General features: G+C 34.5%; 28 protein-coding genes. 19 read left to right on the forward strand and 9 right to left on the reverse strand.

What is annotated here, in order from left to right:
- Positions 1–22: 22 nt before the first annotated feature.
- Entirely contained in the window at positions 23–1,123 is a 1,101-nt protein-coding gene (locus H6G44_RS02160; protein ID WP_190386758.1) for a Get3/ArsA fold putative tail anchor-mediating ATPase NosAFP, read from the reverse strand.
- Between the two features lie 85 nt (positions 1,124–1,208).
- On the reverse strand, positions 1,209–1,400 hold the full coding sequence (petP, locus tag H6G44_RS02165; protein WP_190386759.1) for a cytochrome b6f subunit PetP: 192 nt from the start codon (positions 1,398–1,400) through the stop codon (positions 1,209–1,211).
- Between the two features lie 225 nt (positions 1,401–1,625).
- On the opposite strand from petP, the gene H6G44_RS02170 reads away from it, so the two are divergent.
- The 17 genes from H6G44_RS02170 to H6G44_RS02250 all read left to right on the forward strand — a co-directional run bounded on the left by H6G44_RS02170 (position 1,626) and on the right by H6G44_RS02250 (position 16,570).
- Positions 1,626–2,426, forward strand: a complete 801-nt coding sequence (locus H6G44_RS02170) for a Uma2 family endonuclease (RefSeq protein ID WP_190386760.1) — start codon at positions 1,626–1,628, stop codon at positions 2,424–2,426.
- Positions 2,427–2,478: 52 nt separating this feature from the next.
- Positions 2,479–3,285, forward strand: a complete 807-nt coding sequence (locus H6G44_RS02175; RefSeq protein ID WP_190386761.1) for an ABC transporter permease — start codon at positions 2,479–2,481, stop codon at positions 3,283–3,285.
- A gap of 84 nt (positions 3,286–3,369) precedes the next feature.
- A complete protein-coding gene (locus H6G44_RS02180) occupies positions 3,370–4,179 on the forward strand; it encodes a Uma2 family endonuclease (RefSeq protein WP_190386762.1) in 810 nt (269 codons plus the stop codon).
- A gap of 172 nt (positions 4,180–4,351) precedes the next feature.
- Positions 4,352–4,957 (forward strand): Uma2 family endonuclease, encoded by a 606-nt coding sequence (locus H6G44_RS02185; protein WP_242031733.1) that lies wholly within the window; start codon positions 4,352–4,354, stop codon positions 4,955–4,957.
- Positions 4,958–5,184: 227 nt separating this feature from the next.
- Positions 5,185–6,042, forward strand: a complete 858-nt coding sequence (locus H6G44_RS02190; RefSeq protein WP_190386763.1) for an ABC transporter permease — start codon at positions 5,185–5,187, stop codon at positions 6,040–6,042.
- Positions 6,043–6,100: 58 nt separating this feature from the next.
- Positions 6,101–7,495, forward strand: coding sequence for an ABC transporter ATP-binding protein (locus tag H6G44_RS02195; protein ID WP_190386764.1), 1,395 nt, complete (start codon positions 6,101–6,103; stop codon positions 7,493–7,495).
- A gap of 173 nt (positions 7,496–7,668) precedes the next feature.
- On the forward strand, positions 7,669–8,172 hold the full coding sequence (locus tag H6G44_RS02200) for a class I SAM-dependent methyltransferase (protein WP_190386765.1): 504 nt from the start codon (positions 7,669–7,671) through the stop codon (positions 8,170–8,172).
- 29 nt (positions 8,173–8,201) lie between these two features.
- Entirely contained in the window at positions 8,202–9,155 is a 954-nt protein-coding gene (locus H6G44_RS02205) for a class I SAM-dependent methyltransferase (RefSeq protein ID WP_190386766.1), read from the forward strand.
- 51 nt (positions 9,156–9,206) lie between these two features.
- Positions 9,207–11,441: a glycosyltransferase gene (locus H6G44_RS02210; RefSeq protein WP_199291807.1), complete on the forward strand. Its 2,235-nt coding sequence runs from the start codon at positions 9,207–9,209 to the stop codon at positions 11,439–11,441.
- Positions 11,442–11,465: 24 nt separating this feature from the next.
- Positions 11,466–12,308 carry a class I SAM-dependent methyltransferase gene (locus H6G44_RS02215; RefSeq protein WP_190386767.1) on the forward strand — a complete coding sequence of 281 codons (843 nt, stop codon included), beginning with the start codon at positions 11,466–11,468 and terminating at the stop codon, positions 12,306–12,308.
- Positions 12,309–12,644: 336 nt separating this feature from the next.
- Positions 12,645–13,493, forward strand: coding sequence for a glycosyltransferase (locus H6G44_RS02220; protein WP_190386768.1), 849 nt, complete (start codon positions 12,645–12,647; stop codon positions 13,491–13,493).
- A gap of 126 nt (positions 13,494–13,619) precedes the next feature.
- Positions 13,620–13,766 carry an element excision factor XisH family protein gene (locus H6G44_RS02225; protein ID WP_190386769.1) on the forward strand — a complete coding sequence of 49 codons (147 nt, stop codon included), beginning with the start codon at positions 13,620–13,622 and terminating at the stop codon, positions 13,764–13,766.
- Positions 13,754–14,089 (forward strand): XisI protein, encoded by a 336-nt coding sequence (locus H6G44_RS02230; protein ID WP_190386770.1) that lies wholly within the window; start codon positions 13,754–13,756, stop codon positions 14,087–14,089. The genes H6G44_RS02225 and H6G44_RS02230 overlap by 13 nt, the downstream gene beginning before the upstream one ends.
- Positions 14,090–14,195: 106 nt before the next feature.
- A complete protein-coding gene (locus tag H6G44_RS02235) occupies positions 14,196–14,543 on the forward strand; it encodes a hypothetical protein (RefSeq protein WP_190386771.1) in 348 nt (115 codons plus the stop codon).
- A complete protein-coding gene (locus H6G44_RS02240) occupies positions 14,536–15,075 on the forward strand; it encodes a PIN domain-containing protein (RefSeq protein ID WP_190386772.1) in 540 nt (179 codons plus the stop codon). The genes H6G44_RS02235 and H6G44_RS02240 overlap by 8 nt, the downstream gene beginning before the upstream one ends.
- A 101-nt stretch (positions 15,076–15,176) precedes the next feature.
- Positions 15,177–16,244, forward strand: coding sequence for a glycosyltransferase family 4 protein (locus H6G44_RS02245; RefSeq protein ID WP_190386773.1), 1,068 nt, complete (start codon positions 15,177–15,179; stop codon positions 16,242–16,244).
- Between the two features lie 155 nt (positions 16,245–16,399).
- Complete coding sequence (locus H6G44_RS02250; RefSeq protein WP_190386774.1) at positions 16,400–16,570, forward strand: hypothetical protein; 171 nt, start codon at positions 16,400–16,402, stop codon at positions 16,568–16,570.
- Positions 16,571–16,842: 272 nt separating this feature from the next.
- Here H6G44_RS02250 and apcB read toward each other — a convergent pair whose 3' ends face one another.
- Positions 16,843–17,352: an allophycocyanin subunit beta gene (gene apcB / locus H6G44_RS02255; RefSeq protein ID WP_190386775.1), complete on the reverse strand. Its 510-nt coding sequence runs from the start codon at positions 17,350–17,352 to the stop codon at positions 16,843–16,845.
- A gap of 365 nt (positions 17,353–17,717) precedes the next feature.
- Here apcB and glnA point away from each other — a divergent pair, with 365 nt between their 5' ends.
- Entirely contained in the window at positions 17,718–19,133 is a 1,416-nt protein-coding gene (gene glnA, locus H6G44_RS02260) for a type I glutamate--ammonia ligase (protein ID WP_190386776.1), read from the forward strand.
- A 184-nt stretch (positions 19,134–19,317) separates the two neighbouring features.
- On the opposite strand, the gene H6G44_RS02265 is transcribed toward glnA, so the two are convergent.
- The gene (locus H6G44_RS02265) at positions 19,318–19,518 is read right to left on the reverse strand and encodes a hypothetical protein (protein WP_190386777.1); all 201 of its coding nucleotides are present in this window, start codon (positions 19,516–19,518) and stop codon (positions 19,318–19,320) included.
- 429 nt (positions 19,519–19,947) lie between these two features.
- Positions 19,948–20,994 carry a zinc-dependent dehydrogenase gene (locus H6G44_RS02270; RefSeq protein WP_190386778.1) on the reverse strand — a complete coding sequence of 349 codons (1,047 nt, stop codon included), beginning with the start codon at positions 20,992–20,994 and terminating at the stop codon, positions 19,948–19,950.
- A gap of 423 nt (positions 20,995–21,417) precedes the next feature.
- Here H6G44_RS02270 and H6G44_RS02275 point away from each other — a divergent pair, with 423 nt between their 5' ends.
- The gene (locus H6G44_RS02275) at positions 21,418–23,523 is read left to right on the forward strand and encodes a serine/threonine-protein kinase (protein ID WP_190386779.1); all 2,106 of its coding nucleotides are present in this window, start codon (positions 21,418–21,420) and stop codon (positions 23,521–23,523) included.
- 289 nt (positions 23,524–23,812) lie between these two features.
- Here the strand turns inward: H6G44_RS02275 and H6G44_RS02280 are convergent, their stop codons facing one another.
- From H6G44_RS02280 to H6G44_RS02295, 4 genes are all read right to left on the reverse strand, one after another.
- Positions 23,813–24,286, reverse strand: a complete 474-nt coding sequence (locus H6G44_RS02280) for a type II toxin-antitoxin system YhaV family toxin (protein WP_190386780.1) — start codon at positions 24,284–24,286, stop codon at positions 23,813–23,815.
- Positions 24,283–24,600 (reverse strand): type II toxin-antitoxin system PrlF family antitoxin, encoded by a 318-nt coding sequence (locus H6G44_RS02285; protein ID WP_242034453.1) that lies wholly within the window; start codon positions 24,598–24,600, stop codon positions 24,283–24,285. The genes H6G44_RS02280 and H6G44_RS02285 overlap by 4 nt, the downstream gene beginning before the upstream one ends.
- Before the next feature lie 139 nt (positions 24,601–24,739).
- Positions 24,740–24,868, reverse strand: coding sequence for a hypothetical protein (locus H6G44_RS20470; RefSeq protein WP_276513826.1), 129 nt, complete (start codon positions 24,866–24,868; stop codon positions 24,740–24,742).
- 334 nt (positions 24,869–25,202) lie between these two features.
- A complete protein-coding gene (locus H6G44_RS02295) occupies positions 25,203–25,454 on the reverse strand; it encodes a hypothetical protein (protein ID WP_190386781.1) in 252 nt (83 codons plus the stop codon).
- Between the last annotated feature and the right edge of the window lie 2 nt (positions 25,455–25,456).

Consider the following 25,456-nt stretch of genomic DNA (forward strand, 5'->3'; position numbering starts at 1 on the left):
GTGTAATGGTAATTAGTGATTGCTAAAAAGAAATTATCAAATAGCTATTTTGAAACTTTGCGCCAGTCACAGGTTTACCACTTAAAGCTGGGGGGAGGAAGATATTACGCCTTTGATCTCCGGCTTCTACCGTCACCTCTGGACCCTGTTGAGTAAGTTTTACCTGTTTTTTGTCGAAACCAGGTAAAAATAGGCGTACTTGGCGATTATGTACGTCAATTTCCATGGGTGGGTTAGCTTGTAATGCTTGCTCAACAAAGTTGGGTAAAGCATCTATGAGAGATTGCCATTCACCATTGGAGACATCAGGAACTATACTCACAGGTAGAGGTGCAAATTCTGCGGCTAGATTTGTATTTTCTGCACCAGCAAATAAAATTGCTCCACCAATAGTTAAACCAATTTGTTGAGCGCTTCCCCACAAATAACGGGAATTTGCCACATCAATGGGTTCTGAAGTTGTCACCAAAAAAGCAGCAACACGCCGAGGATTAGCTAAAGCAGCTTTGCCTTCTTCGAGGAAATTATTAACTTGATTAGTGGGTTGGGAAAAATTATCAGCAGTCCAATTAAAATTAAAAAGACTGCTAATTAAAGGCTGAACCAGGGGAGATTCGGTAATTGTTTTGCCCAAATCAGAGTTAACAAACAATTGCCGAAATCGTCTGACATACCAACTTAAAGATTCTGGCATTCCCAACATTCGTAAACTAGCAGCGTCGCCTGTGCCATCATAGATAATCACATCATATTTACCACTGGCATCATATTCACGAATCCCATTGAGAGCGAGGGCGTTATCCATGCCCGGTAATACTACCAGTTCTTGCCCATAAACTTCTTTAAAAATTGGTGTACGGAGATATTGAGCCTCCAATTTTTTTACTTCTTCCCAGTTGCGTTCTAGCAGTACAGATGCTTGAAACTGTACTGCTTCCAGATTGGGAGAGATTTCCTGGGGGTCAGGAGTCAAAGTAGTATTGAGTAGAATTGACAATGTTGGATCTGCTAGTCCTGCTAGGAGTACCCGTTTACCTTGTGTTGCCAAGCTAATGGCTGCAGCGATCGCTATCTTACTGCAAGCGATGCCGTTTTTGCCCAAAAATGTCAGTATCAAGGCCATTACTCAATTTCCAATTTTGCCGATCTTTTCCATTACAACTTAGCACTCAACCCATCCTCTTAGCCTCTGTTATAAGTTGTTTTGACTAAGCTATTTTGATTTCATCTTCAAAAAACCAAGTAGAGAAGTCATCGTCAAACTTTACTACTACACCAATTCCAGCCCCATCTGTGACCTTGTAGCCTTCGATAATACCAACTTTTCCGAGTTTTTCAGCAATAGGAGAGGATACGCGGTCGCGCAAACGAATCACCTTAACTTTCTGTCCGATTTCCATGATCTAGTTACAATAAAATAATCCAAATCTCAGTATAGCGGAATCTGGCGCTCTGTTTTCACTGCTCATAGATTAAAATTAAATTGGTAGTAGGTATATCTTATGTTTATTACAGCCCAACGCTCTTGAACCAGAACAATAGTTAGCAAATGAAAGAGAGAAAGTACAAATTTTAGCAGCACGTTTGCTATAGCTCAGTGTAGACCATGATCGTTTAAGGTAAATATGTATCAACATAATCCCCCCTTGTCGCCAAAAGAAACCATGCCGACAATGTATGATTTACCCAGTGAGTTAGTAGGAGAATCAGGATTGCCGGACGAATTTCATTGTATTCAAGCAGATTTACTCAGTGAAACTTGCCAACCTGTCAATTATTCGTCTGAGGAAATGTTACTAGCCAGCGACTTAAACCTTTATTATGATCCCCTCCATCCTGGCTGGTATAAGCGTCCTGATTGGTATATGGTCTTAGGAGTTGCTAATGCTAACCAACAGGAATATTTACGTTTAAGTTATGTAGTATGGCAAGAGGGAATTGCTCCTTTTTTGGTAGTAGAATTACTTTCACCAGGAACAGAACAGGAAGATTTAGGACAAACATTGCGGGAAGTAAATAAACCCCCAACTAAGTGGGAAGTATACCAAAATATTTTGCGTATTCCCTATTATGTTGTTTATGACCGCTATGAAAATAATTTTCGTGGATTTAAACTTAATGGTGCTCGTTATGAACCGATAAATCTATCGGAAAACCGCTTTTGGTTAGAAGAAATAGAAATGGGTTTAGGTTTATGGCAAGGTAGTTATCAAAATACAGAGGGTTTATGGTTACGTGGGTATAATGCTGATGGTTGGTTGCCAACTTTGACAGAACGGGCTGAAACTGAACGTCAAAGGGCTGAAACTGAACGTCAAAGGGCTGAAAATGAACATCAAAGGGCTGAAAATGAACGTCAACGAGCAGATAAATTAGCAGAATATTTGCGATCGCTAGGCGTAGATCCTGATAGTGTAGTTAATTAGGAAAAAACTATCGTCTTGATACAAGTGATAGATTACTCATGGTGCTATAAGAATGATACTTTCCCTGAAAGATAATTTCAATTGGTTACAAGTGCAGCGCTATTGCGAACTCCTGCACGTCTTAGTTGGACGGACGCTAAAAGTCCGTTATCGGGGTTCTTTTCTAGGGGTTTATTGGTCACTATTGAACCCGTTGATTATGACAGGGTTGTATACTGCTATTTTTGGTGCTACCTTTGCATCTTATTATGGTAACTCCATTCTTAACTATATGCTGGCCGCACTGACAGGGCTGTTAGTCATCAATTTTTTCTCAGCTTGCACATCCCAAGCTTTAACCAGCGTAGTCGGTAATGGTGCATTATTAAATAAAATTCAGTTACCAGTCAGTGTTTTTCCGGTATCAATGATTGCGTCTAATATCTTTCAGTTTTCAGTAGGAGCATTACCCTTACTAGGGATTATGACTTTGATTAATTCTAAAAGTCTAGTCAATGTCCTAGCGTTGGTATTTCCTTTTCTGGCGCTGATTTTAGTTTCGACAGGAGTTGGGTTTTTAGTCAGTGCTTTGTACGTATTTTTTAGAGACTTTCCTTACTTCTATGAGTTAGTGGTATTTGTGATTTGGTTAAGTAGTCCGATATTTTACCCAGCAGCTATTGTCCCCAAGCAGGTCAAACAGTTTTTAGGTTTAAATCCTTTATCCCCAATTATTGAAAGTTTGCGTCAGATTACATTATCAGGTTCTCCACCGGATTTAGGTTTAATTTGGGGGGCTTTACTGAGTGGGATCATTATTTTAGCATTGGGATGGACTTGTTTTCATCTGTGGCGGCATCAATTTATGGATTTGCTCTAATATAACTATCATCTGATAATTGTACGGACTAAATCCTGATAGTTTATAATTAACAAAAGATAGTAAATTATCCCCATAAAATCTATGGCTTTAACCGCACAAGAGATAGAAGCATTAATGCCAGATTGCACGGAATTACTCAGCGACGAACCGGAGATGGAAAGCTCTTTACATTATACACAACTATTAATTTTAGTAACTTGTTTAGAATGGTTATGGCGTGATAGAGAGGATTTCTTTATTGGTGCAAATCTTAGCGTTTATTACAGCCGACAACAGTTGAAAAATCGAGACTTTAGGGGACCGGACTTTTTTTTAGTCAAAGACACAGAAAAACGTCCCCGGCTGTCTTGGGTAATATGGGAAGAGGATGGTAAATATCCCAATGTGATCATTGAGCTACTTTCTGATTCTACAGCCAAAGTAGACAAGGGATTGAAAAAACAGTTATATCAAAATCAATTCCGTACTCCTGAGTATTTTTGGTTTTCTCCAAATACCTTAGAATTGGTAGGATGGCGATTAACCGACAGTGAATATAAAACTATTCCAGTATCGGAAAATGGCTGGTATTGGAGTCAGGAGTTAGGTTTATACTTAGGGGTTTGGGAAGATAGGTTAAGATATTTTACTGTTGAAGGAAGATTAGTACCTACACCAGAAGAAGCTAATTTAGAAGAAATTAGAAAAGCTGAAATTGAACGTCAAAAAGCTGAAATTGAACGTCAAAGGGCTGAAACTGAACGTCAAAAGGCTGAAACTGAACGTCAAAAAGCTGAAATTGAATATAAAAGGGCTGAATCTGAATGTCAGCGTGCTGATGATGCAGAAAATAAAGCAGCTATTTTAGAGCAAAAATTAAGAGAGTTAGGTATTGAACCTGACAGTTTATGAATCGCCGAGCCTTGCTTAATGGCATAATTATTGTAGGGTGGGGATGGACTTGGGTTCATCCATGGGAAAATCAATTGATGGATTTGTTGTCAATGGAAGTAAGATAAACCATTAAATCTGGAAACTATAGAAGATTATAGTTGTTTACTTAACTGATTAAGGAGAAAAAAATATGACTCTATCCACTCCTATGTCAACGGAAAAAACTTATTACACTCCTGAAGAATATCTGGAGTTAGAAAATAAATCTGAAATCAAACATGAATACTTAAATGCAGAAATTATCACCATGACAGGAGGAACAACAAATCATAACAAATTAGCTTTGAAAATTGCAGCTAAACTTTTAGCAATTTTAGAAGAACAAGGTTATGAAATATATATAGGAGATGTAAAATTATGGATTGAAGCATATAATCGTTATACTTATCCTGATGTGATGGTAGTAGCAGGTAAATCAAGTTATCAAGGTAACACTCAAAGTGTTATTACTAATCCGCTTGTGATTATTGAAGTCTTATCAAAATCCACCGCTAACTATGATCAAGGGGATAAATTTGATGCTTATCGGACGATTCCCAGCTTTCAAGAATATATTTTAATTTCCCAAACAGAGTATTATATTAAACAGTTTGTGAAAAATGAACAAGGTAAATGGCTATTAACTGATTATCGAGGAGAATCAGAAATTTTAAAGTTGGAAACTGTGGATTTTGAGATGAGTTTAAAAGCACTTTATCAGTACATTGATTTTACACAGAGTGAAAATTGTGTATAATACCTTACATTTTACCTGGGAAGCAGAAGCTAAGTCATATATATTTAGCATTAGCTCAAAAATTAAAGAGTTAAATATTGATCCTGATACTTGATGACTAAGTGATCGCTAATAATGATATTATTTTCTGGGTTAGAGAAAATACAATGATATTATAATTTCTAAAAATGGTTATCACATAAATCAGGAGATGGGGAAAATGATTACAGCGCAACAAATAGATGAAGATGTACTCTACCGTGGAGCTTAAACGTAAGATAATCAAACTCAAGCGCATTCTACCAGTAGATGAAAAATGGTGGAGTAAATTCGACTTACTGAGAACTTTAGTCCGTCGGGATTTGGAAGCAAGGTATAAAGGTTCTGTACTAGGAAATTTGTGGCCTCTACTTAATCAGTTATCACAATTACTAATTTACACCTATGTATTTTCCGTAGTGCTGAAGGTGAAACTGCACACTTTAAAGGGTTTACCAGAAAATAATTTTACCTTTGGTTTATGGCTATTTGCGGGGTTATTACCCTGGATTGCTTTTACAGGTGGACTTATGCAGTCTGCTGGTTCAGTAATAGGACAGCCGAATTTAGTTAAGAAGGTGGTATTTCCTCTGGCATTGTTACCTCTAGTGCCAATTTTATCAACGTTTATTGAAAGTTCCTTTGGTTTAATGGCGTTGATATTTTTCGTAGCTATCACGACTCATACTTTACATACTACCTTGGCTCTGTTACCCTTAGTTTGGCTGACACAGTTATTATTAACTGCTGGGTTGGGTTATTTGACAGCGGGGCTAACAGTGTTTTTGCGAGATATTCCGCAAACAATGGGAGTATTATTAAATGTGTGGATGTACTTGACACCAATTATCTATCCGGCTTCAGCAATTCCTGAAGCCTTCCGAAAATGGGTGTTTTGGTTAAATCCTATGGCAGCTATAGCGGAGGTTTATCGGGATATAGTTTTAGTGGGGGAGGTACAGCATTGGAGTGAGTGGGGTGTAGCTTCGGCGATATCAGTTATGATATTTTATTGTGGGTTTACAGTTTATAAGCGATTGCGTCCAGCATTTGCTGATGTATTATGAACATTGAGGATGGCACTGTGGTTATTATTTTGAATTTGTGAGGGTTAAAAGTAAAAGCATGGGAGAAGAAATTGCAATTTCTCTGAAAAATGTATCAAAGTGCTTTAAGCGGTATGCCCGTCCTGTAGATAGGCTTAAAGAGTTGTTGTTGCCTGGAAAATCCTATGCACAGGAGTTTTGGGCTTTACAGGATATTAACTTAGATATTTGTAAAGGTGAAACCTTTGGGATTATCGGACAAAATGGATCGGGTAAAAGTACACTTTTACAAATTATTGCAGGTACGCTAACACCAACTAGAGGACAAGTATTAGTTAATGGCAGAGTTTCGGCTTTACTAGAATTAGGGAGTGGGTTTAATCCTGAGTTTACTGGGAGGCAAAATGTATTCTTTAATGGACGTATTCTAGGTTTAAGTCAGGAAGAAATAGAAAATAAGTTTGATGATATAGCTGCTTTTGCCGATATTGGAGATTTTATTGATCAGCCGGTTAAAACTTATTCTAGTGGTATGTTTGTCAGGTTAGCTTTTGCTGTAGCGGTAAATGTTGAACCAGATATTTTAATTGTTGATGAGGCTTTAGCCGTTGGTGACGGAATTTTTGTACATAAATGTATGGCAAAAATTAGGGATTTTCAAGATTTAGGAGGAACAATTCTATTTGTTTCTCATGATTTAAGTTCAGTATCTCGTCTTTGTTCTCAATCTGTATGGATAAATCATGGCAGTATTCTAGAACAAGGCATTCCGACTGATATTAGTAAGTTATACCAAGCATGGGTCTATGAAAAAATTAATAAAAGAATCAAAGAAGTTTCGGAATCAGAACCTAATGTACTAAATAAGAAAAACATAGTTAATAATATTGAAACCGGCTTAGAATGTAAATTAAATAAACAGTCAGAGACATCTAATCAACAAAATGCCTTTACTGGTAATGATTACCTATCATTCCCTAATAACAAAAGATTTGGCACGGGAAAATGTGAAATTTTAAGCCTAGAAGTATTAAATTCTCAAAGTCAAAAAACGGGTTTTGTTATGCCTGATGACTGGTTAATACTTAAGACCAAGATTATCACTCATGATAATATTCATAACCCTATTTTTGGTATTACAATGTTTGATAGACTAAGAGTGCCTATGGCAGGATGGAACACAACACAGTACAACTACCAGTTACCTAAATTTACAAAAAATCAATTAATTACTGTTAGTTTTAAGATCCACTGGCCTCATATTAAAAGCGATAGTTATTCGCTAGAACCAGCAGTAGCAGATGGGAGTCAACATAATCATGAAATGATGGATTGGTTGTTAACTTGTATATCTATACAATCAGGGGTAACAGACTTAACTTTCGGATTTATTAGGTTTACTGAAGTAGCTGTTCATCATACAGTTCAGGATTCTGTCGATAATGAGTTATTAAATCAGATATTAAGCACATGATTTGTTATTGTTGTGGATCAAGTAGTTTTACAAGTGACAATGTTCTTTGGCAAGAATTGATTAATCAATGGCGCATATCAAATTATGAAGCTGAGTATATTAATAAACAACAAGGAAATAAATGCACAAAATGTCATTCTAATTTCCGATCAATTGCCTTAGCATTTGCAATCATGAAATCTTTCGATTACGTGGGATTATTTAAGGATTTTGTCAAAGAAGAGAGAATCCAAAATTTACGAATACTAGAAATTAATGAAGCTGGAAATTTAACACATTTTTTACAGCAAATACCTAACCATACTTTGAGTATATATCCAGAATCAGACATGATGAACATGAAATTTCCAGATATGTCTTTTGACTTAGTTCTACATTCAGATGTTTTAGAACATATTAAGTATCCAATTCGAGGACTGTCAGAATGTTATAGAATTTTAAAGCCGGGTGGGTACTGTGCTTTCACCATTCCCATGATTGTTGATAGACTCACTATATCAAGAGAAGGTATGCCTCCTAGTTATCATGGCTCAAGTGATAATCTGTCGGATGACTTAATAGTTCATACAGAGTACGGATGCGATAGTTGGAGACAGGTTATACAAGCTGGTTTTCAACAATGTAGACTGTTTTCTATTGACTATCCTTCATCACTGGCATTAGTAGCAGTAAAGTAATAATAAATGCAGACATTTTAGAGATTAGTATGAAATTTACAGGTGAAAGATACATTCCCTCTGTTGATGGACAAATCAAATATGAGCATCTACATCGGTATGCGGTGTGCTTTGATTTTATAGTTGATAAAACTGTCTTAGATATTGCCTCCGGTGAAGGATATGGTTCTGCTTTATTGGCTAAATTAGCAAAGTCTGTAGTTGGAGTAGATATTAGTGTTGATACTGTTGAGTACGCATCTCGAGCATATCAAAACTGTGAGAACCTTAAGTTTATGGTCGGTTCATGCGAATCTATACCATTACCGGAAAAATCTATTGATGTAGTAGTATCTTTTGAAACTATTGAGCATCATGATCAACATGAAAGGATGATGCAGGAGATTCAAAGGGTTTTAAAACCAGGGGGGATATTAATTATTTCTTCTCCTAATCGTCTAACTTATTCCGATGAGACAAATTATTCAAATCCCTTTCATGTTAAAGAACTTTATTACGATGAATTAGTTAATTTAATGAATAAACATTTTCAATATAGTAAAGTATATGGGCAAAGATTGGGTATAGGATCTTTTATTTTTCCTTTAGAAAATGCGGAAGCAAAAAATATTAAAGCTTATACAGGGGATATAAATAATTTAAGTCAAAAAATTTGCAGTTTGAAATCCCCTATATATTTTGTGGCTATATGTTCTGATAAGTTAGAGAAAATACAAACTCCTGTGGAATCTTTATATATTGATGAATCTGATGATTTACTAAAATTTTTTGAAAGTAAATTGGAACAATCACAATTACAACAAATCCAAGCAGAATTAGAGCGATCATATCGGGAATGGCAGGAAACTCAAAGACTTCTCCAACAAGCTCAAACTGAATGGCAAGAAGCTCAAAACATTATTCAAGCAATGGAATCTAGCAAATTTTGGAAAATTCGTCAATTTTGGTTTAAACTGAAACAAATATTTAGAATTGGACATTAATCAATGTTGGTTAATTTTCACTTTATTCAATTAAGGGAGTTTATGAAATTCATGAATCAAGAGTATTTGCAAAAATTACTAGTAAAACAAGAAGAATTGAAACAAAGTCAAACTTTACTATTACAAATTCAGCTTGAATTAAAGCAAAAATTTATGGCTACTGAAATCAAGAAAATTAGTAAAATTCAAAGAGCATGGATGATTTTCAAAGAAGAGGGTATAAGAAGCTTTCTTAAAAAACTAACTAATAAAATTAAACAGAGTTTTAACTTATCAAAATATGGAGCTATTAATGATTTAGAAAAAATAAGAAAATATACAGCGCTTGATACTCCTAAAAAAATAAAATTTAACTTTCCTGATGATCCATCTCCCCAAGTATCAATTATTATACCCGTTTATAATAAATTTCTTTATACTTTTAATGCTTTAAAAGCTTTACAAAATCAATCATCAAACTTAGTTAGCTTTGAGGTTATTGTCGTTGATGATAATTCAACTGACGAAACTAAAGAGTATTTAAGTTATTCATCAAATATTCAGCTTATAGTTAATGAGCAGAATCTTGGTTTTATTCGTTCTTGTAATCGTGGTGCTGCAACAGCAAAAGGTGAGTTTTTATGTTTTTTAAATAATGATACTCAGGTGTTGCCTGGATGGTTAGAAAATTTAGTTGCAGTAATCACACAAGATCATGAAGTAGGTGCTGTTGGTTCAAAGTTAATTTATGCAAATGGTAGACTTCAAGAAGCGGGAGGAATTATTTGGCAAGATGCCTCTGGCTGGAATTATGGGAGATTAGAACATCCTGATCAGCCTGAGTATAATTATGTAAGACAGGTTGATTATTGTTCAGGGGCAAGTTTACTAGTTAGATCCGAAATCTTCAACAAGTTGGGTGGTTTCTCAGAGGAGTTTCTACCTGCATATTATGAAGATACTGATTTATGTTTTGCTATTCGAGAATTGGGATACAAGGTTATATACCAGCCGAAATCCCAATTAATTCATTATGAAGGAATTACTTCTGGTACTAGTTTAGAAAGTGGTATTAAGAGCTATCAAAAAGCCAATCGTTATAAATTTTTGCTTAAATGGCAAGATCAATTACAGCATTATCTTACTCCCGAAGCAGAAAACGCGGAGTTGGCAGCTAGAATATTACAAGGAAACAAAACTATTTTGATAATAGATAGTTATGTCCCTTTGCATGATCAAGAGTCGGGTTCTTACAGACTATTTAATATAATTCAAATTCTTATCAACCTTGGATATTTTGTAATTTTTCTCCCAGATAATGGCTTTGCTCAAGAACCCTACACATCGGAACTACAAAATCTCGGTGTTGAAGTGTTATATGCTACGCATCAACAACCTAATTTAGAAGATCAGTTGATTAAACGACTAAAACTAATTGACATTGCTTGGATATGCCGACCTGAGTTATGTAGTAAGTATATAAATATAATCAGAAGAAAGTCGAAAATAAATATTATTTATGATACAGTAGATTTACATTTTTTACGGATAAAACGAGAACAAGAGTTAATACCTCAGAGCGATAGGAATTCTAGCTTACCATCTTGGGAAGAACTGCGAGACATGGAATTAAATATGGCTAGGATAGCTAATTCAACAGTTGTTGTTACAGATGTTGAGAAAAAGATTTTAGAGGATTTCTGTATCAGTAATGTTTTCGTTGTACCGAATATACACCACCAATATCAAGGAAAGTTACCAGATTTTGAGCAGAGAAATGGTTTATTATTTATTGGTGGCTACAGGCATCCACCCAATGTAGATGCAGTAATTTGGATGTGTAGGGAAATTATGCCTTTAATTTGGCAGAAACAACCTAATATCAAGATTACTTTATTAGGCAGTAATCCACCAACAAAAATAAAAAATTTAGCAAGGGATGAGCGAATCGAAGTTCCTGGATATATTCAAGATGTAGAACCATATTTTTTGAAGAGTCGCGTTTTCGTTGCACCTTTAAGATATGGTGCTGGTATGAAAGGTAAAATTGGTCATAGTCTTTCCTATGGTTTGCCAACAGTAACAACATCTATTGGTGCAGAGGGAATGGGATTAACTCATGATTCCGATGTTTTAATAGCTGATGAAGTTAAAGATTTTGTTCAATTCGTTTTAATGGTTTATAATAACTATGAACTTTGGTCTTTACTCTCTCGTAATTCTTTAAATCTAATTAATCAATATAGCCCACAAGCGATGAAATCAGTTTTAAGGCAATTACTTGAATTTATGGATAGTGATAATTAATAAAAACAAAGGTATAATTTAGTCATGAATAGTTTATTAAATGAATTTCAGATTTATCCTTTAGTCCAAACTAAAAATAGTTGGGTTGATAAGTTTGCTTTAAAATATACCTACACTTTAGGTTTTTGTCCAATATGCGGTCAACTAACTATATTCCTAGTATTTAATGATAATTTAAGGGAATCGGGAAGATGTATAGTTTGTCATTCTACAAATCGAAATCGACAAATGGCAGTGATACTTTTGGGTGCAATTGAAGAAGTTAAAGGACTTAAATTTAGAAGCATCAAGGATTTTGTTGCAAAAGCCCATCGCCTAGAACAACTAGCTGATTTTAAAATTTATAATACAGAAACTACAGGGTGTTTACATAATCTCTTAAAGGAATTACCTAATTATACAGCAAGTGAATATTTAAGTATGGAATACACAAGCGGAGAAGTAATTAATGGTATCCTGCATCAAGATTTAACAAAAACTTCTTTTGCTGATAATTCATTTGATGTAGTGCTGAGTAGTGATGTATTTGAACATATTCCCAAGCCCTATGAAGGTTTCCAGGAAATTTACCGTATCCTCAAATGTGGAGGTAGGCATATTTTTACAGTACCTTTTTATAGTGATCGGTATCAAGATGAAGTTAGATGTAAATTGCAAGAAGATGGTTCCATACATCATATTTTACCGCCTGTTTATCATGGTGATCCTATACGAACAGAAGGCATTTTAGTTTATGTCATTTTTTCCCTAGAGATGCTGGTTAAGTTAAGTAATTTTGGATACAATTCTAGAATGTATAATGTTAAAAATTATTGGTATGGTATTTTGGGGTATAGTGCTATAGTTTTTGATACGGTCAAAATATAATTTAATTAAAATTTGAAGAAAAATCCGACTGATTGACTTACTTTCAGTAATTGATAAAAATGCAAACAACTGAAAAAATTGCTATTTTTTAGCTACCTACAATCCTAATTTAGGATATTTCCAAAAAAAGATACAATCAATAAAAAATCAAACTTATCAAAATTATATTTGTCACATTGTTGATGACTATCTCAAATGAAGTATCAAATAGCTATTCAAAAAATTATTGGGGAAGACACACGATTTATTTGCCATTTTCATAATCAAAATTTTAATCATTACTATAACTTTGAAAGTTTTATTTGATATTCATAAATTGAAAAATTTCTTATTTCTATGATCTATTTTTTAACAGTTAACTATTATTCTACATATCTTATCAAGAAATTAATAAATTCTGTAAGATCTTCTCAAGATGATAACTACCAAATTATTATCATTAATAACTCTCCTGACGATAATTCAATTTATCAACTAAAAAATCAATCAACAATAATTATTGAATCAGAAAATAATCTTGGTTTTGGTGGAGGTTGTAATTTAGGTTTACAATGGATTTACAATCAAGATAAACAAGGAATAGTTTGGATAATTAATCCAGATGCTTATTTACCAGAAAATACTTTAGAAAAAGCTCAATTGTTTTTTAATCGATATCCAGAATTATCAATTTTAGGGACAATTGTTTATACTCCTGAACAGAAAATTTGGTTTGCTGGTGGTCGCTTTATTCCTGAAAATGGCGCAATTTTAGAAGTAGATTTATTAACTAATAACGACACGGATTATATTAATTGTGATTGGGTTTCAGGATGTAGTATAATAATTAATTTAAAGAATTTTTCTAAATGTCCTTTATTTGATCATGCTTATTTTTTATATTATGAAGATTTTGATTTTTGCAGACGTTATGCTAATCAAGGACATTTAATAGCCATTACTAAACAATTAAGTGTCCTACATGAACCATCATCAATTACTAATAGAAATATTTTAACAAAAATTAGATATAGTACCTATAGTTATTTATTCACAATTAATAGATATACAAATAAATCAATTTTTACTATGAGATTTATTATGCAAATCATCAAAGCAACAATGGGATTAATTATAAAACCACAAGCTGCATTAGGAAAAATTTATGGTATATATGATTATATGAGAAATCAGCAACATCATTAACAGCAAGGTTTAAAAGGACATTGTTTGGATGGTAGACTCGTGCAAAAATATCCGTAAATGAAGGAGAAGAAATAAAACTAAATCTTAAAATACAAATGATTTTTAACTCATATTCACACAAAAACAATGGCAAAAGATGTTTTTCACCAACAGGTAAAAAATGCTTTAATAAAAGAAGGATGGAATATTACCCATGACCCCTTAACCATTCGCATTAGTGAAGCAGTTAAACTTGATCCTCAACAGGAGGAAGTTCGACAATGGATAAAATAGAAAAGTATAGACAATTTATCACACAAATTTTAACAGAACACTCGCAGATTTGTACCACAAATGATACAGTCAAAGCACAACTAATATTTGATAGTGAACATGACCATTATCAACTCAATTATATCGGATGGCAAGGCGATAAACGAGTGTTTGGACCAGTGATGCACTTTGACATTGAAGACGGCAAAATTTGGATTCAGTACAACGGAACTGAAGAATCTATAGCTGAAAGATTAGTGCAAATGGGTGTACCAAATTCAGATATTGTCCTTGGTTTTCATTCTGCTTTTAAACGGCAATTTACACCTTATGCAGTACAGTAAGATCCTACGCGCTAAAAATGAGAAATGCAATTTTCATAAAATGAATAATGAAAAATAACAAATTAAAAGTTATAATCTTTATAGAACTTATGAGAAAAATAGAGCAATGACTGAAAAAACCATTTCAGCAGACCTAGACGTAGAAACAGCAGAGCGAATTAGTGTATTATCAAAAATGGAAAATCGCTCAATATCCCAAATAGCCAGTGCTTCAATCAAGCTAGGAGCTATGTTACCTCATGATGCTTGGTCAGCACTCTTACAGTTAAATGGGGTTGCTTCTGAAGCACAGTGGCAAGAAATTAGTCAAGAAATTACAAGAGTTTTATTGCATCATCAATACAAATTCGCTCAACAAAGAATTGCCCAAAATATAGATAAAAATTGGTTAAATTCTTTAGAAACTGAAGATGATTTACTCTGTGCTTCAGTTGAGTTAACTCGTGATGTCTAATCATTTACGCTTATGTCTTGATCTCAATATTTGGTGTGCGGCATTATTAGCTGATATCAAAGAAAATCAAAATATGGCTACACCACGCAAGCTATCAGCTTGTCAAAGTATAGTTGATACAGTTCGTTATGGTCGCTGTTATATGGGAAAAGTAGAACTTGTGATTTCTTGGGGAATGTTAAATCGTTTAGAAGAAGTTTTATTAAGATTAACTCCCTTGGCTGAGGATGCGTCTTTTTATGTAGATATTATCCGCAGTTATGCTCAAATTCAGCCTCAATTAATATTAGGAGGAACAGGTGTTATTCCTATTAATGATATAGAAGATCAGCACGTTTTAGAAACAGCTTTAGCTGGTCGAGCTAATCTATTAGTGACAGCTAATTTTAAAGATTTTTTAAATAAAGATATTGAACTTATCATTCCTGAAAGACATAGTATTTATAATTCTCCTATCCATGAATTTCACATTGTTCATCCTTATTTAATGATTAATTGGCTAAATCAAGGTAATATTCGTGAAATTCTGTAATCTTTATAATAAAAAAAGAAAATAAAAATTATGCGGGCTTATTTAAAACTGAATTTGTATGAATAAAAAATATTAATAACTGAACTAACTAAAAATTTAAAATGCCATTACTCACTAATCTTTCATTCTTACTTACCAAACCCACAGGTACAACTACCTACGCTCTGAATCTTTTACCTCACTTACAAAAACTTGAGCCGATACTTTTAACTTCCCAATCTTTCCCTGACTATAACTGCTATCAAACTCCTCATAACTTAACATCAGAACAAGGATTAAAAGGACATTTAAACCGTTTATTTTGGACACAATTCCAACTACCAAAAATCTATCAAAACCTCAAATCTCAACTTTTATTTTCCCCCACTCCCGAAGCACCTTTATATACTAACTGTCGTTTTATTGTCACAGCCTTTGATATGATACCCTTGCGTTTTCCCAAACGCTTATCACCATTAACGACATACCATAAATACTATACTCCTGAAGTTTTTAAACAAGCAGAACATATTATTTGTATATCCGAATCAACAGCCAATGATATCACCCAATTCTACCAAATTCCTAGTAATAAAATAACATCAATTGCCCTCGCGGGAGATAACTCACATTTCCAATTTCTCAACCTCCCCACCCGCAATTACTTCCTATATATCGGTCGTCAAGACCCTTACAAAAATCTGCAAAGATTAATTACCGCTTTTTCCGCATTACCTAATAGAAATGACTATGAACTATGGTTAGCAGGACCTGATGATCAACGTTATTCCCCATTGTTAGAAATCCAAACTCAAGAATTAGGAATAAATCATTTAGTAAAATTCCTCAACTATGTACCTTATGACCAATTACCAATAATTATTAATCAAGCAATTGCGCTAGTTTTCCCCACACTTTGGGAAGGTTTTGGTTTACCAGTTTTAGAAGCAATGGCTTGTGGTACTCCCGTTATTACCTCTAATATTTCCTCACTTCCAGAAGTTGCGGGAGATGCTGCTATTTTAATTAATCCCTATCATATAGAAGAAATTACAGCAGCAATGAAAATCATAATTAATGATTCAGAAACCAGAAAACAACTTTCAGAAAAAGGTCTAAAAAGAGCAAATCAATTTACTTGGGAAAAAACCGGACTGGCTACAGTTGAAGTTTTAAAAAAGTATCTTTGAGTATAACTACAATTAGTGTACATCCTGATTCTATTACAAGAGATAAAATCCCCGACTTCTTAGAGCAGTCAGATATATTGTTGTTCATAAATAATTTAGGATTGCTATATGATAGAATAGAAGAAATATTGACTAGTAAAACCAAGGAGAAACCCATGAACACCGCCATAGAACTTCCCAGCGGTAAAATCCTCAACATCACCCGATTTATTGCCCTAATTCCCAATAACAATAATATTGATAGTGATTATCAACTAATTTTAGAAGGATATCCTCGTCCCATCAACTTAGAATCGTCAGATGCTCAAAATCTGAAAATAATTTAATTATGTGATTACGAAATTAGAAGAAGTTTAATCTTAATCTCTCAAAATAAACCTAAATCATCTAGTATTCAAAATTTAGATGAACTTCAAGAAATCATTTCTTTTCTACCAGTAACTTCGGAATTATTAAAAGAAGCATCTACACTTTGGGCTTCTGCTCGTAGTCAAGGAATACCAACAGCAGATAATAAAAGTTTGGATATTGATATCATTATGTAAAGACGTTCCGGGGAACGCCTCTACTTTGTTCTCAGATGTCTATTGATGAAATCCTAAACATCAATCTCACTCAATTCACGAGTGATATAATCAAAAGGCTCATCAACAAAAGCAGTATTAGCAATACCCGCAGCCGCTACCTGTTCCTTAACAATACCCTTCATAATTTGGATACCTTGAACAGTCGAACCAATGGGTACACCCAAAGAATTGTAAGTTTCCCGTAGTCCTTGTAATACACGCTCATCCAGAACATTCATATTACCAGCTACCAGCGCGTAAGTAGCATAGCGTAGATAATAATCCATATCCCGCAGACAAGCGGCAAAGCGACGGGTTGTATAAGCATTACCACCCGGACGAATTAACTCTGGTAATTCTTCAAATAACTTTGCACCGGCTTGTTTAACAATAGCCGCTGCATTAGAATTAATTGCGGCTGCGGCTTGCACCCTAGCTGTTCCACTCTCAAAGTAGGATTTGAGACTATCAATGGCATTCCGGTCAAAATAACGACCGGTTACGTCATAATTCTTAATTAAACTCGTCACGGCATCGCGCATTTTTTTCTCCCAATTGTCAACTATTTATGGTTTGATATTAAATTGGCCGCAATTACGCACCAATAAAATCCCATGCCAATTCGCATAAAATAGACCTTGGCATAAAACTATCCATCTGCTATTTAAGGATTTTATGTCAAAGTTGACCCCTGATCATGAAGTTTATGGTTTTGCACAAATTATGAAATAAAGGTTAACATAATCACTAACCCAAATAATTTGTAATAAAAATCACAAAATGGCGTTAATTATTTATGATATTTCAATTAGTGTGCGATAAGTTAGTTTGGGGTGACAGGGTGAGGACACTTTAGCAAGTTTTGGGTGTATAGTAAGTAGTTAGCTATATCAGGAGTACAGTAAAAATGACAACCCCAAAAGAAATCTTGAAAAAAATTCAAGATGAAAAAATTCAGATGATTGATCTGAAATTCATTGATACACTGGGAACTTGGCAGCATTTAACCATGTACCAAGACCAAATTGATGAAAGTTCTTTCTCTGACGGTGTTCCCTTCGACGGTTCTAGTATTCGAGGTTGGAAGGGTATTGAAGAATCTGACATGACAATGGTACTCGATCCCAACACCACTTGGATCGATCCCTTCATGAAAGAACCAACTCTTAGTATCATTTGTAGTATCAAAGAACCTCGTACAGGTCAGTGGTATAACCGTTGTCCCCGTGTTATTGCCCAAAAAGCCATAGACTACTTAGCTTCTACGGGACTTGGTGATACAGCTTTCTTTGGTCCTGAAGCGGAATTTTTCATTTTTGATGATGTCCGCTACGATCAAACCACCAACTCAGGTTACTATTATGTAGACTCTGTAGAAGGTCGTTGGAACACTGGTAGAGAAGAAAAACCTAACCTGGGTTACAAAACCCGCGTCAAGGAAGGTTACTTCCCTGTACCACCCACAGATAACTTTCAAGATATGCGGACAGAAATGCTGCTGATAATGAAAGATTGTGGTGTACCTATTGAAAAGCAACACCATGAAGTTGCTACCGGTGGTCAGTGCGAACTTGGTTTTAAATTTGGTAAATTAATCGAAGCTGCTGACTGGTTAATGACTTACAAATACGTCATTAAGAACGTTGCTAGGAAATATGGCAAAACCGTCACCTTTATGCCTAAACCCATTTTTGGTGATAATGGTTCTGGTATGCACTGTCACCAGTCTATCTGGAAAAATGGCCAACCTCTATTTGCTGGTGATAAGTACGCTGGTATGAGTGAAATGGGACTTTACTACATTGGTGGTATTCTCAAACACGCTCCAGCATTGTTGGCAATCACTAACCCCACAACAAATTCTTATAAGCGTCTTGTCCCTGGTTACGAAGCACCTGTAAACTTGGCTTACTCCCAAGGAAACCGTTCTGCTTCCGTCCGCATTCCTCTTTCTGGAGATAACCCCAAAGCCAAGCGGTTAGAATTCCGTTGTCCAGACGCTACTTCTAATCCATACTTGGCTTTCGCGGCTATGCTCTGTGCTGGTATTGACGGTATCAAAAACAAAATTCACCCTGGTGAACCCTTAGATAAAAATATCTATGAACTTTCCCCAGAAGAATTGTCTAAGATTCCTTCTACTCCCGGTTCTTTAGAATTGGCTCTGGAAGCTTTAGAAAATGACCACGCTTTCTTAACCGAATCTGGTGTTTTCTCTGAAGATTTCATTCAGAATTGGATTGATTACAAAGTTGCTAACGAAGTTAAGCAAATGCAATTGCGTCCACATCCTTATGAATTCTTCCTATATTATGATTGCTAGTTGCAGTAGGCATCTGGTGCTAAATAATGTAGATAAGTTCCGATGAACATCTCCACAATCAGCATCTGCAATTAGATAATGCATTATCTAATTGTCAATAGATGTCTAAGAAATAGCAAAAGTAGTCATTCATCCAGCCATCCTTTTTGGGTGGCTTTTTTTACATCGTCAACGCCAAGGATAACTAGCTCATCGTTGCTTGGCTGCGTCCATAAAGCATTTGCGTCGTAAAATCTATTTTACCTTGAACGGGATTCCAGTAATGCGCCATTTCTTGGTGGAGTCCCAGTTCTTGTGAAGCACGCATCAATATAGATTGTTGACGGTTTTTAATTTGTTGATGTTCGCTTGCTATAGTTCTGCGAAGCTTTTCTTGAATAGACATAATGCTACCTCTCTATGCTTGTTTACTGGCAGACGAGTCACTATCTCTTACATACATATTATAACCATGCTAACGAAAAAACTTGTAGTGTAAACTACAAAACATTAAATAGATACAATTACACCCCCTCTAAGTTTTTTTGCTGGTAAATAATTATCATTCTTGCTATATTTATAATAAGACAAAAATCTGTATTGTAAACTACAAATTATTAAAATAATATAAAACTTAATAGAATTGGTCATTAGTAAATTATTTCCCCTTGTCCCCTGTTCCCCTACTGTCCTTAGGCATAGATTAAGATTTTATAAGTTTCTGCTGTGGGGGCGATCGCTTGGTCTACGGCTTGTGGTAGATTTTATAATTGTCAGAATCAGGATTTCCAGGATTTAAGGATTAACAGGATTAATCCCCAAATCCTCAATTGATTTACGGATAGATTAAGATTTTATAAGTTTCTGCTGTGGGGGCGATCGCTTGGTCTACGGCTTGTGGTAGATTTTGTAAGGGATAGCGATCGCTAATTAAGGCTTTAACATCAATGCGGCGATTAAAGACAATATCCGCAGATAAACTTTGTAGACGGTAAGATGAGCTATAACTACCCATGAGGTCTATTTCTCGACGATAGAGAATATTAGGATTAATGGGAATTGTCAATTCATCGGGAAATTCCGCAAAAAATAGGATTTTTCCACCTTTGCGAGTACAGTCTAAAGCTTGAAAAAACGCTTTATCGCTGGGAACTGCTAATAAAGTGACATCGACACCCATACCTCCGGTTAAAGCTTGAATTTTTGCGGGTAAATCAGGGTCACGAGCATCAAAAGCTGCTTCCGCGCCTATTTCCAGAGCCTTTTCAATTCTAGAAGGTAAAAGGTCTGTAGCGATCGCTTTCGCGCCAAAGAACTTCACCAACATCATAAACATTAAACCAATGGGACCTGCACCGGTGACTAATACAGTTTGTCCAGGTGCAATTTGAGCTTTTTTAACAGCTTTTAAACAGCAATTAGTAGGTTCAACAAAACTGGCTTCTTCAAAACTGATATCATCAGGAATGGGAATTAAGCCACCATTTTGGACAATGTGGGCTGGAACTTTCACATACTCAGCAAAACCGCCGCCACTGGGGTTAAAACCTGCGGTAGTGGAGATATTTTTATAAACGTCGCACATGGAAAAATTATCATTCAAGCAATAAGCGCAACGCATACATGGTATATGGTGCATCACGGCTACCCGTTGTCCTACTTGCCACCCTTGCACCTGAGAACCAATCGCTGCAATAGTTCCAGCGGTTTCATGTCCAAATATGCGTGGCGGTTCATACAAAGGATAACGAATTTTTTTAATATCTGACTGACACAAACCAACAACCATTACCTGTACTAACACTTCATCTGCTGCTAATATGGGAACTGGGACTTCCTCGTAGGATAATTGATTTACGCCTCTAAATACTTGTGCTTTCACGTTGTTTTTTTATGATTCAACGTTACTAGATTTAACATTTTGTGGTTAAAGTTAGGTTATGGAGTTTGGGAAAAACAATAAAATCCTGGGAATTCTTATCACAATTTTACATATCTGTAAATAAAAATACAGATTAATAAATGATTTTCATGGGACGATATACATAAAAAACAATTGTTTTTACTGAAAATATAAATGTAATTTTTAATCAGAATATACAGAGAACATAATAATGGCAAAATGCCTTTATCTTCAATTTCAGATAAACTATAATTGAGAAAATTGGCAACAATAGATATTTTCAGCTTTTCCATATTTAAGAAAAGTAACTTTTGTATTTCCAGGTTAAATATAATTACTAATTGCCTTAGTTAAATCTAGGTTTATCTATAAATTTTATCATGCAGATGCACCATAGATATCATGATCTGCTGTCTAAATCCCGATTGTTCAAATCCGCAAAATTCTCAGAGTCATAAAATTTGTCAAACGTGTAACACTCCTTTAGTGTTACTGTTGAGAAATCGGTTTCGTGTTATTCGTGTTCTTTCTGACGAAGGAGGATTTGGTAGAACTTATATATCAGAAGATATTGATAAATTAAATGAATTATGTGTCATTAAACAACTAGCACCTAAATTTCGAGGGACTTGGTCACAAAAAAAAGCAACTCAGCTATTTTCAGAAGAAGCAAAGCGACTGCAAGAGTTAGGACAACATCCACAAATTCCCACTTTAATAGCCTATTTTGAGCAGGATAATTGTTTATATTTAGTGCAACAATTTATTGATGGTCAAAATTTATTTAATGAGTTAAAATCTCGGAGAATTTATCAAGATTGGGATATTCAATCTATGTTATTGGATTTATTACCAATTATTAAATTTGTGCATCAAAATGGGGTAATTCATCGTGATATTAAACCAGAAAATATTATTCGTCGAAAAACTGATGGGAGATTAACACTTATTGATTTTGGTTCTTCCAAACAATTGACTGCACAAGTACAGCGAAAAAATGGTACTTCCATTGGTTCACATGGTTATTCTCCCATTGAACAAATTAGAGATGGAAAAGCATATCCTGCAAGTGATTTATTTAGTTTAGGTGCTACTTGTTTTCATCTATTAACAGGAATTTCTCCTTTTCAATTATGGATGGAATATGGTTATACTTGGGTAGAAAATTGGCAGCATTATTTACGATTTCCTTTGAGTTTAGAATTAACAGAAATCATGGATAAACTACTGCAAAAAGAAATAAAAAACCGTTATCAATCTGCTGATGAAGTAATTAGAGATTTGATGAAAAAACATACTCATATTCTACCAGCAGCGAATCATAAAATTATTAAAACACCTGTAAAAAATTCTCAAACATATTCATCAAAATATATTTGGATACGCAATTTAATTTCTATATTGGGGATAATTGTCTTTTTCGCATTAGCGGAATCTGGTTATCGAGAATTTCGCAAGTTAAAAACTAACTTTTCTTTTAGTTTAAGTCAACCTGGCAATAGTCCATCAAAATCTGTAATATCAGAAAAAAGTTGGTCTTTAGTCAATACTTTTGATGGACATAAAAGTAAAGTCTTATCTGTTGCTATGAGTCCAAATGGTAAGATGATTGTCAGTAGTAGTAATTGTGATAATAGTCAATGTCATAATATTAAACTATGGAATGTAATTACAGGTAAGGAAATCACTAATCTCCAGGGACATTCTCAAAATGTAAATGTAGTAGCTATCACTACTGACGGTAAAATTTTAGTTAGTGGTAGTGATGATAAAACTATTAAAATTTGGAGTTTACAAACAAATCAATTGATTCACACTTTAAATGGTCATACAGATGCGGTGCATAGTTTAGTTATTAGTGGTGATGGTAAAACTTTAATTAGTGCTAGTGATGATAAAACGATTAAAGTTTGGAATTTAATAACAGGTAAGCTAATTCGCACTTTAATTGGTCATAAATATTGGGTGCGCTCTGTAGATATTAATTATGATGGTGTGACTTTAGCAAGTGGTAGTTTTGATAAAACGATTAAATTATGGAATATTAATCAACAAGCGCCAATTCAGAATTTAGCTACTAGTTCACAAACAGTTATAGCGGTGGCTTTTAGTCCTAATGGTAAAATTATAGCAAGTGCCAGCCGCGACCGCACAATTAAATTATGGAATTTGCAAACCTTGAAAGAAATTCGGACTCTCATGGTAGAAGATAATAGTGTTAATACTATTGCTTTTAGTCCTGATGGTAAAATTTTAGCAAGTGCTGGACGAAATATTTCTGGAGAACAAATCCATCACAGCATTAAACTCTGGAACGTGGCCACAGGAGAGGAAATGCTAACATTAACGGGACATATTAATGCTGTTACTTCCCTTGCTTTTAGTGCTGACGGGAAGTTTTTAGTTAGTAGTGGTGAAGATAATTTAATTAAAATTTGGCAGATTCCAGTGAAGAATGATAGAAATTTTAGTAGTGAAAGTCTTATATATAAATCTAAAGTTCAATAGTTTGTGGGATTATGGATATTACTGGAACGATTTACAGCAGTACGAGAAGAATTTGTATTTTTGCGAAGCTTCACTTTCATTAATTGAACCGAGTTTTATTGATATCCAATGATTTATATACATACTTCCGATAGTACCAGATTTTTATAAAAAAGTCACTTATAAAATTGTTTTGGTTGACGTATGTTACCCAACATTAACCAACAATAATACATAAGTTGGGTTGCATTTCATTTAACCCAACCTACAAACTAAAAATATAAATAATATTGTTAATTCAAGTTATAAATTAGCCGTTATCAAAATCTTCTGAAACAGATTCTAGATTGTCTGAAGCCTTTAAAAGATCATCCCAACTATCTGGAGGATTACCACTTGCAAGCATTTTAGTAAAAATGTTGTATGGATCTGTTTTTGCTCCCTCTTTCCGAAGGGAATTTTCATCATTTATCCAAGAATAAATAATAACTTTTTCCGTACTGCTATAACGAAAAAATAAGCGAAATCTTCTATTAAATTTAGCTCGAAACCAATGCTTTTTATCTGTTCCTAATGTTTTACCTTGCCTAAATTCTGGTGCGATCGGATCTTCAGGTATACGTTTATAAATAAACTCATTAATATTGTTGAGGAACTTTGTAGCTGGGTGCTGCTGATATTCTTCAGGATTTTTTTCTTTAAGTTCCTCAACCTGAATAATCAATTTGTTATATTTTTCACCAAAGGCAGGATGAATTTTTAATGTCCACCCATTAACATTCATACAAATATGAAATCCTCTGGAAACTCTTCATCAAGATCAATTTCCATACCTTCAGTAAGTAATGAGACACGACGATAAGTATCTTCTGTAAGTGGTTCAATAGTGCTAGGATTTTTCTGGATATCTCTAGCAATGAAATCTAAGAACGCCTTTACAAAAGAATGCTTTTCCATATTTGGAGACAATATTCTATTCATTCCTAGTGTTTCTCCCTTTTTATGATAAACAACTATGTACTTTCTGGAACGTTTTACCGCAGTACGATAAGAATTTGCATTGTTGCGAAGCTTCACTTTCATTAATTGAACGGACAATGATTTATATACTCACTCCTTATAGTACCAGATTTTTCTAAAAAAGTCACTTATAAAATTGTAGGCTGGGTTGACGAGAGGAAACCAAACATCAACTAACAATAATAAATGTGTTGGTTTGCATTTCATTTAACCTAACCTACAAACTTTTACCACCACCATTTTGACTACCAAGGGGAAAAATACGCGGAGTAAATTCCTTCTCAAAACTAATATCTACATTTTTTAAAGCCCGAAAATCAGGTACTTGGATTCTTTGTATGTGCATAAATAAATATAGTGTTTTAACTTTACGAGTGGATTATACCTATAATACTCTATTCTCAGTCTAAAATTACTTATCTTCTTCTTTCTTCCTTCGTGTCCTTCGTGTCTTCGTGGTTTAATCACTCCGTAGGTTGGGTTGACGTATGTTATCCAACATCAACCTACAATAAATGTGTTAGGTTGGGTTAAATGAAACCCAACCTACAAACTCAATCAATTATTTTAAAAATCCTCCTTCAATAATATTTCTTTTTATAATCTTCTTTTTCACTAAGTTTAAAAATTCCCTTGTTTGTGCTTTTGGGTATTTATGTTTGCAGTCTGTTACCAATAGTTCAATACTTTTGTTGTTGTTGCTGTAATAACAAATCTGCTTGCTGTTGTTGTAATAGCAAATCTGCTTGCTGTTGTTGTTGTTGCTGTTGTTGTTGCTGTAATAACAAATCTGCTTGCTGTTGTTGTTGTTGCTGTTGTTGTTGTTGTAATAACAAATCTGCTTGCTGTTGCTGCTGCTGTTGTTGTAATAACAAATCTGCTTGCTGTTGTTGTTGTTGCTGTTGTTGTTGCTGTAATATGTTGTTGTTCATAC

This window comes from Aphanizomenon flos-aquae FACHB-1287 (assembly GCF_014698755.1).
GTDB lineage: Bacteria > Cyanobacteriota > Cyanobacteriia > Cyanobacteriales > Nostocaceae > Dolichospermum > Dolichospermum flosaquae.

What these genes read in the sequence shown, in the direction of transcription:
- H6G44_RS02160 (WP_190386758.1), bottom strand. Translation starts at nt 1,123, where the DNA reads ATGGCCTTGATACTGACATTTTTGGGCAAAAACGGCATCGCTTGCAGT.
- petP (WP_190386759.1), bottom strand. Translation starts at nt 1,400, where the DNA reads ATGGAAATCGGACAGAAAGTTAAGGTGATTCGTTTGCGCGACCGCGTA.
- H6G44_RS02170 (WP_190386760.1), top strand. Translation starts at nt 1,626, where the DNA reads ATGTATCAACATAATCCCCCCTTGTCGCCAAAAGAAACCATGCCGACA.
- H6G44_RS02175 (WP_190386761.1), top strand. Translation starts at nt 2,479, where the DNA reads ATGATACTTTCCCTGAAAGATAATTTCAATTGGTTACAAGTGCAGCGC.
- H6G44_RS02180 (WP_190386762.1), top strand. Translation starts at nt 3,370, where the DNA reads ATGGCTTTAACCGCACAAGAGATAGAAGCATTAATGCCAGATTGCACG.
- H6G44_RS02185 (WP_242031733.1), top strand. Translation starts at nt 4,352, where the DNA reads ATGACTCTATCCACTCCTATGTCAACGGAAAAAACTTATTACACTCCT.
- H6G44_RS02190 (WP_190386763.1), top strand. Translation starts at nt 5,185, where the DNA reads ATGTACTCTACCGTGGAGCTTAAACGTAAGATAATCAAACTCAAGCGC.
- H6G44_RS02195 (WP_190386764.1), top strand. Translation starts at nt 6,101, where the DNA reads ATGGGAGAAGAAATTGCAATTTCTCTGAAAAATGTATCAAAGTGCTTT.
- H6G44_RS02200 (WP_190386765.1), top strand. Translation starts at nt 7,669, where the DNA reads ATGAAATCTTTCGATTACGTGGGATTATTTAAGGATTTTGTCAAAGAA.
- H6G44_RS02205 (WP_190386766.1), top strand. Translation starts at nt 8,202, where the DNA reads ATGAAATTTACAGGTGAAAGATACATTCCCTCTGTTGATGGACAAATC.
- H6G44_RS02210 (WP_199291807.1), top strand. Translation starts at nt 9,207, where the DNA reads ATGAATCAAGAGTATTTGCAAAAATTACTAGTAAAACAAGAAGAATTG.
- H6G44_RS02215 (WP_190386767.1), top strand. Translation starts at nt 11,466, where the DNA reads ATGAATAGTTTATTAAATGAATTTCAGATTTATCCTTTAGTCCAAACT.
- H6G44_RS02220 (WP_190386768.1), top strand. Translation starts at nt 12,645, where the DNA reads ATGATCTATTTTTTAACAGTTAACTATTATTCTACATATCTTATCAAG.
- H6G44_RS02225 (WP_190386769.1), top strand. Translation starts at nt 13,620, where the DNA reads ATGGCAAAAGATGTTTTTCACCAACAGGTAAAAAATGCTTTAATAAAA.
- H6G44_RS02230 (WP_190386770.1), top strand. Translation starts at nt 13,754, where the DNA reads ATGGATAAAATAGAAAAGTATAGACAATTTATCACACAAATTTTAACA.
- H6G44_RS02235 (WP_190386771.1), top strand. Translation starts at nt 14,196, where the DNA reads ATGACTGAAAAAACCATTTCAGCAGACCTAGACGTAGAAACAGCAGAG.
- H6G44_RS02240 (WP_190386772.1), top strand. Translation starts at nt 14,536, where the DNA reads ATGTCTAATCATTTACGCTTATGTCTTGATCTCAATATTTGGTGTGCG.
- H6G44_RS02245 (WP_190386773.1), top strand. Translation starts at nt 15,177, where the DNA reads ATGCCATTACTCACTAATCTTTCATTCTTACTTACCAAACCCACAGGT.
- H6G44_RS02250 (WP_190386774.1), top strand. Translation starts at nt 16,400, where the DNA reads ATGAACACCGCCATAGAACTTCCCAGCGGTAAAATCCTCAACATCACC.
- apcB (WP_190386775.1), bottom strand. Translation starts at nt 17,352, where the DNA reads ATGCGCGATGCCGTGACGAGTTTAATTAAGAATTATGACGTAACCGGT.
- glnA (WP_190386776.1), top strand. Translation starts at nt 17,718, where the DNA reads ATGACAACCCCAAAAGAAATCTTGAAAAAAATTCAAGATGAAAAAATT.
- H6G44_RS02265 (WP_190386777.1), bottom strand. Translation starts at nt 19,518, where the DNA reads ATGTCTATTCAAGAAAAGCTTCGCAGAACTATAGCAAGCGAACATCAA.
- H6G44_RS02275 (WP_190386779.1), top strand. Translation starts at nt 21,418, where the DNA reads ATGATCTGCTGTCTAAATCCCGATTGTTCAAATCCGCAAAATTCTCAG.
- H6G44_RS02280 (WP_190386780.1), bottom strand. Translation starts at nt 24,286, where the DNA reads ATGAATGTTAATGGGTGGACATTAAAAATTCATCCTGCCTTTGGTGAA.
- H6G44_RS20470 (WP_276513826.1), bottom strand. Translation starts at nt 24,868, where the DNA reads ATGCACATACAAAGAATCCAAGTACCTGATTTTCGGGCTTTAAAAAAT.
- H6G44_RS02295 (WP_190386781.1), bottom strand. Translation starts at nt 25,454, where the DNA reads ATGAACAACAACATATTACAGCAACAACAACAGCAACAACAACAACAG.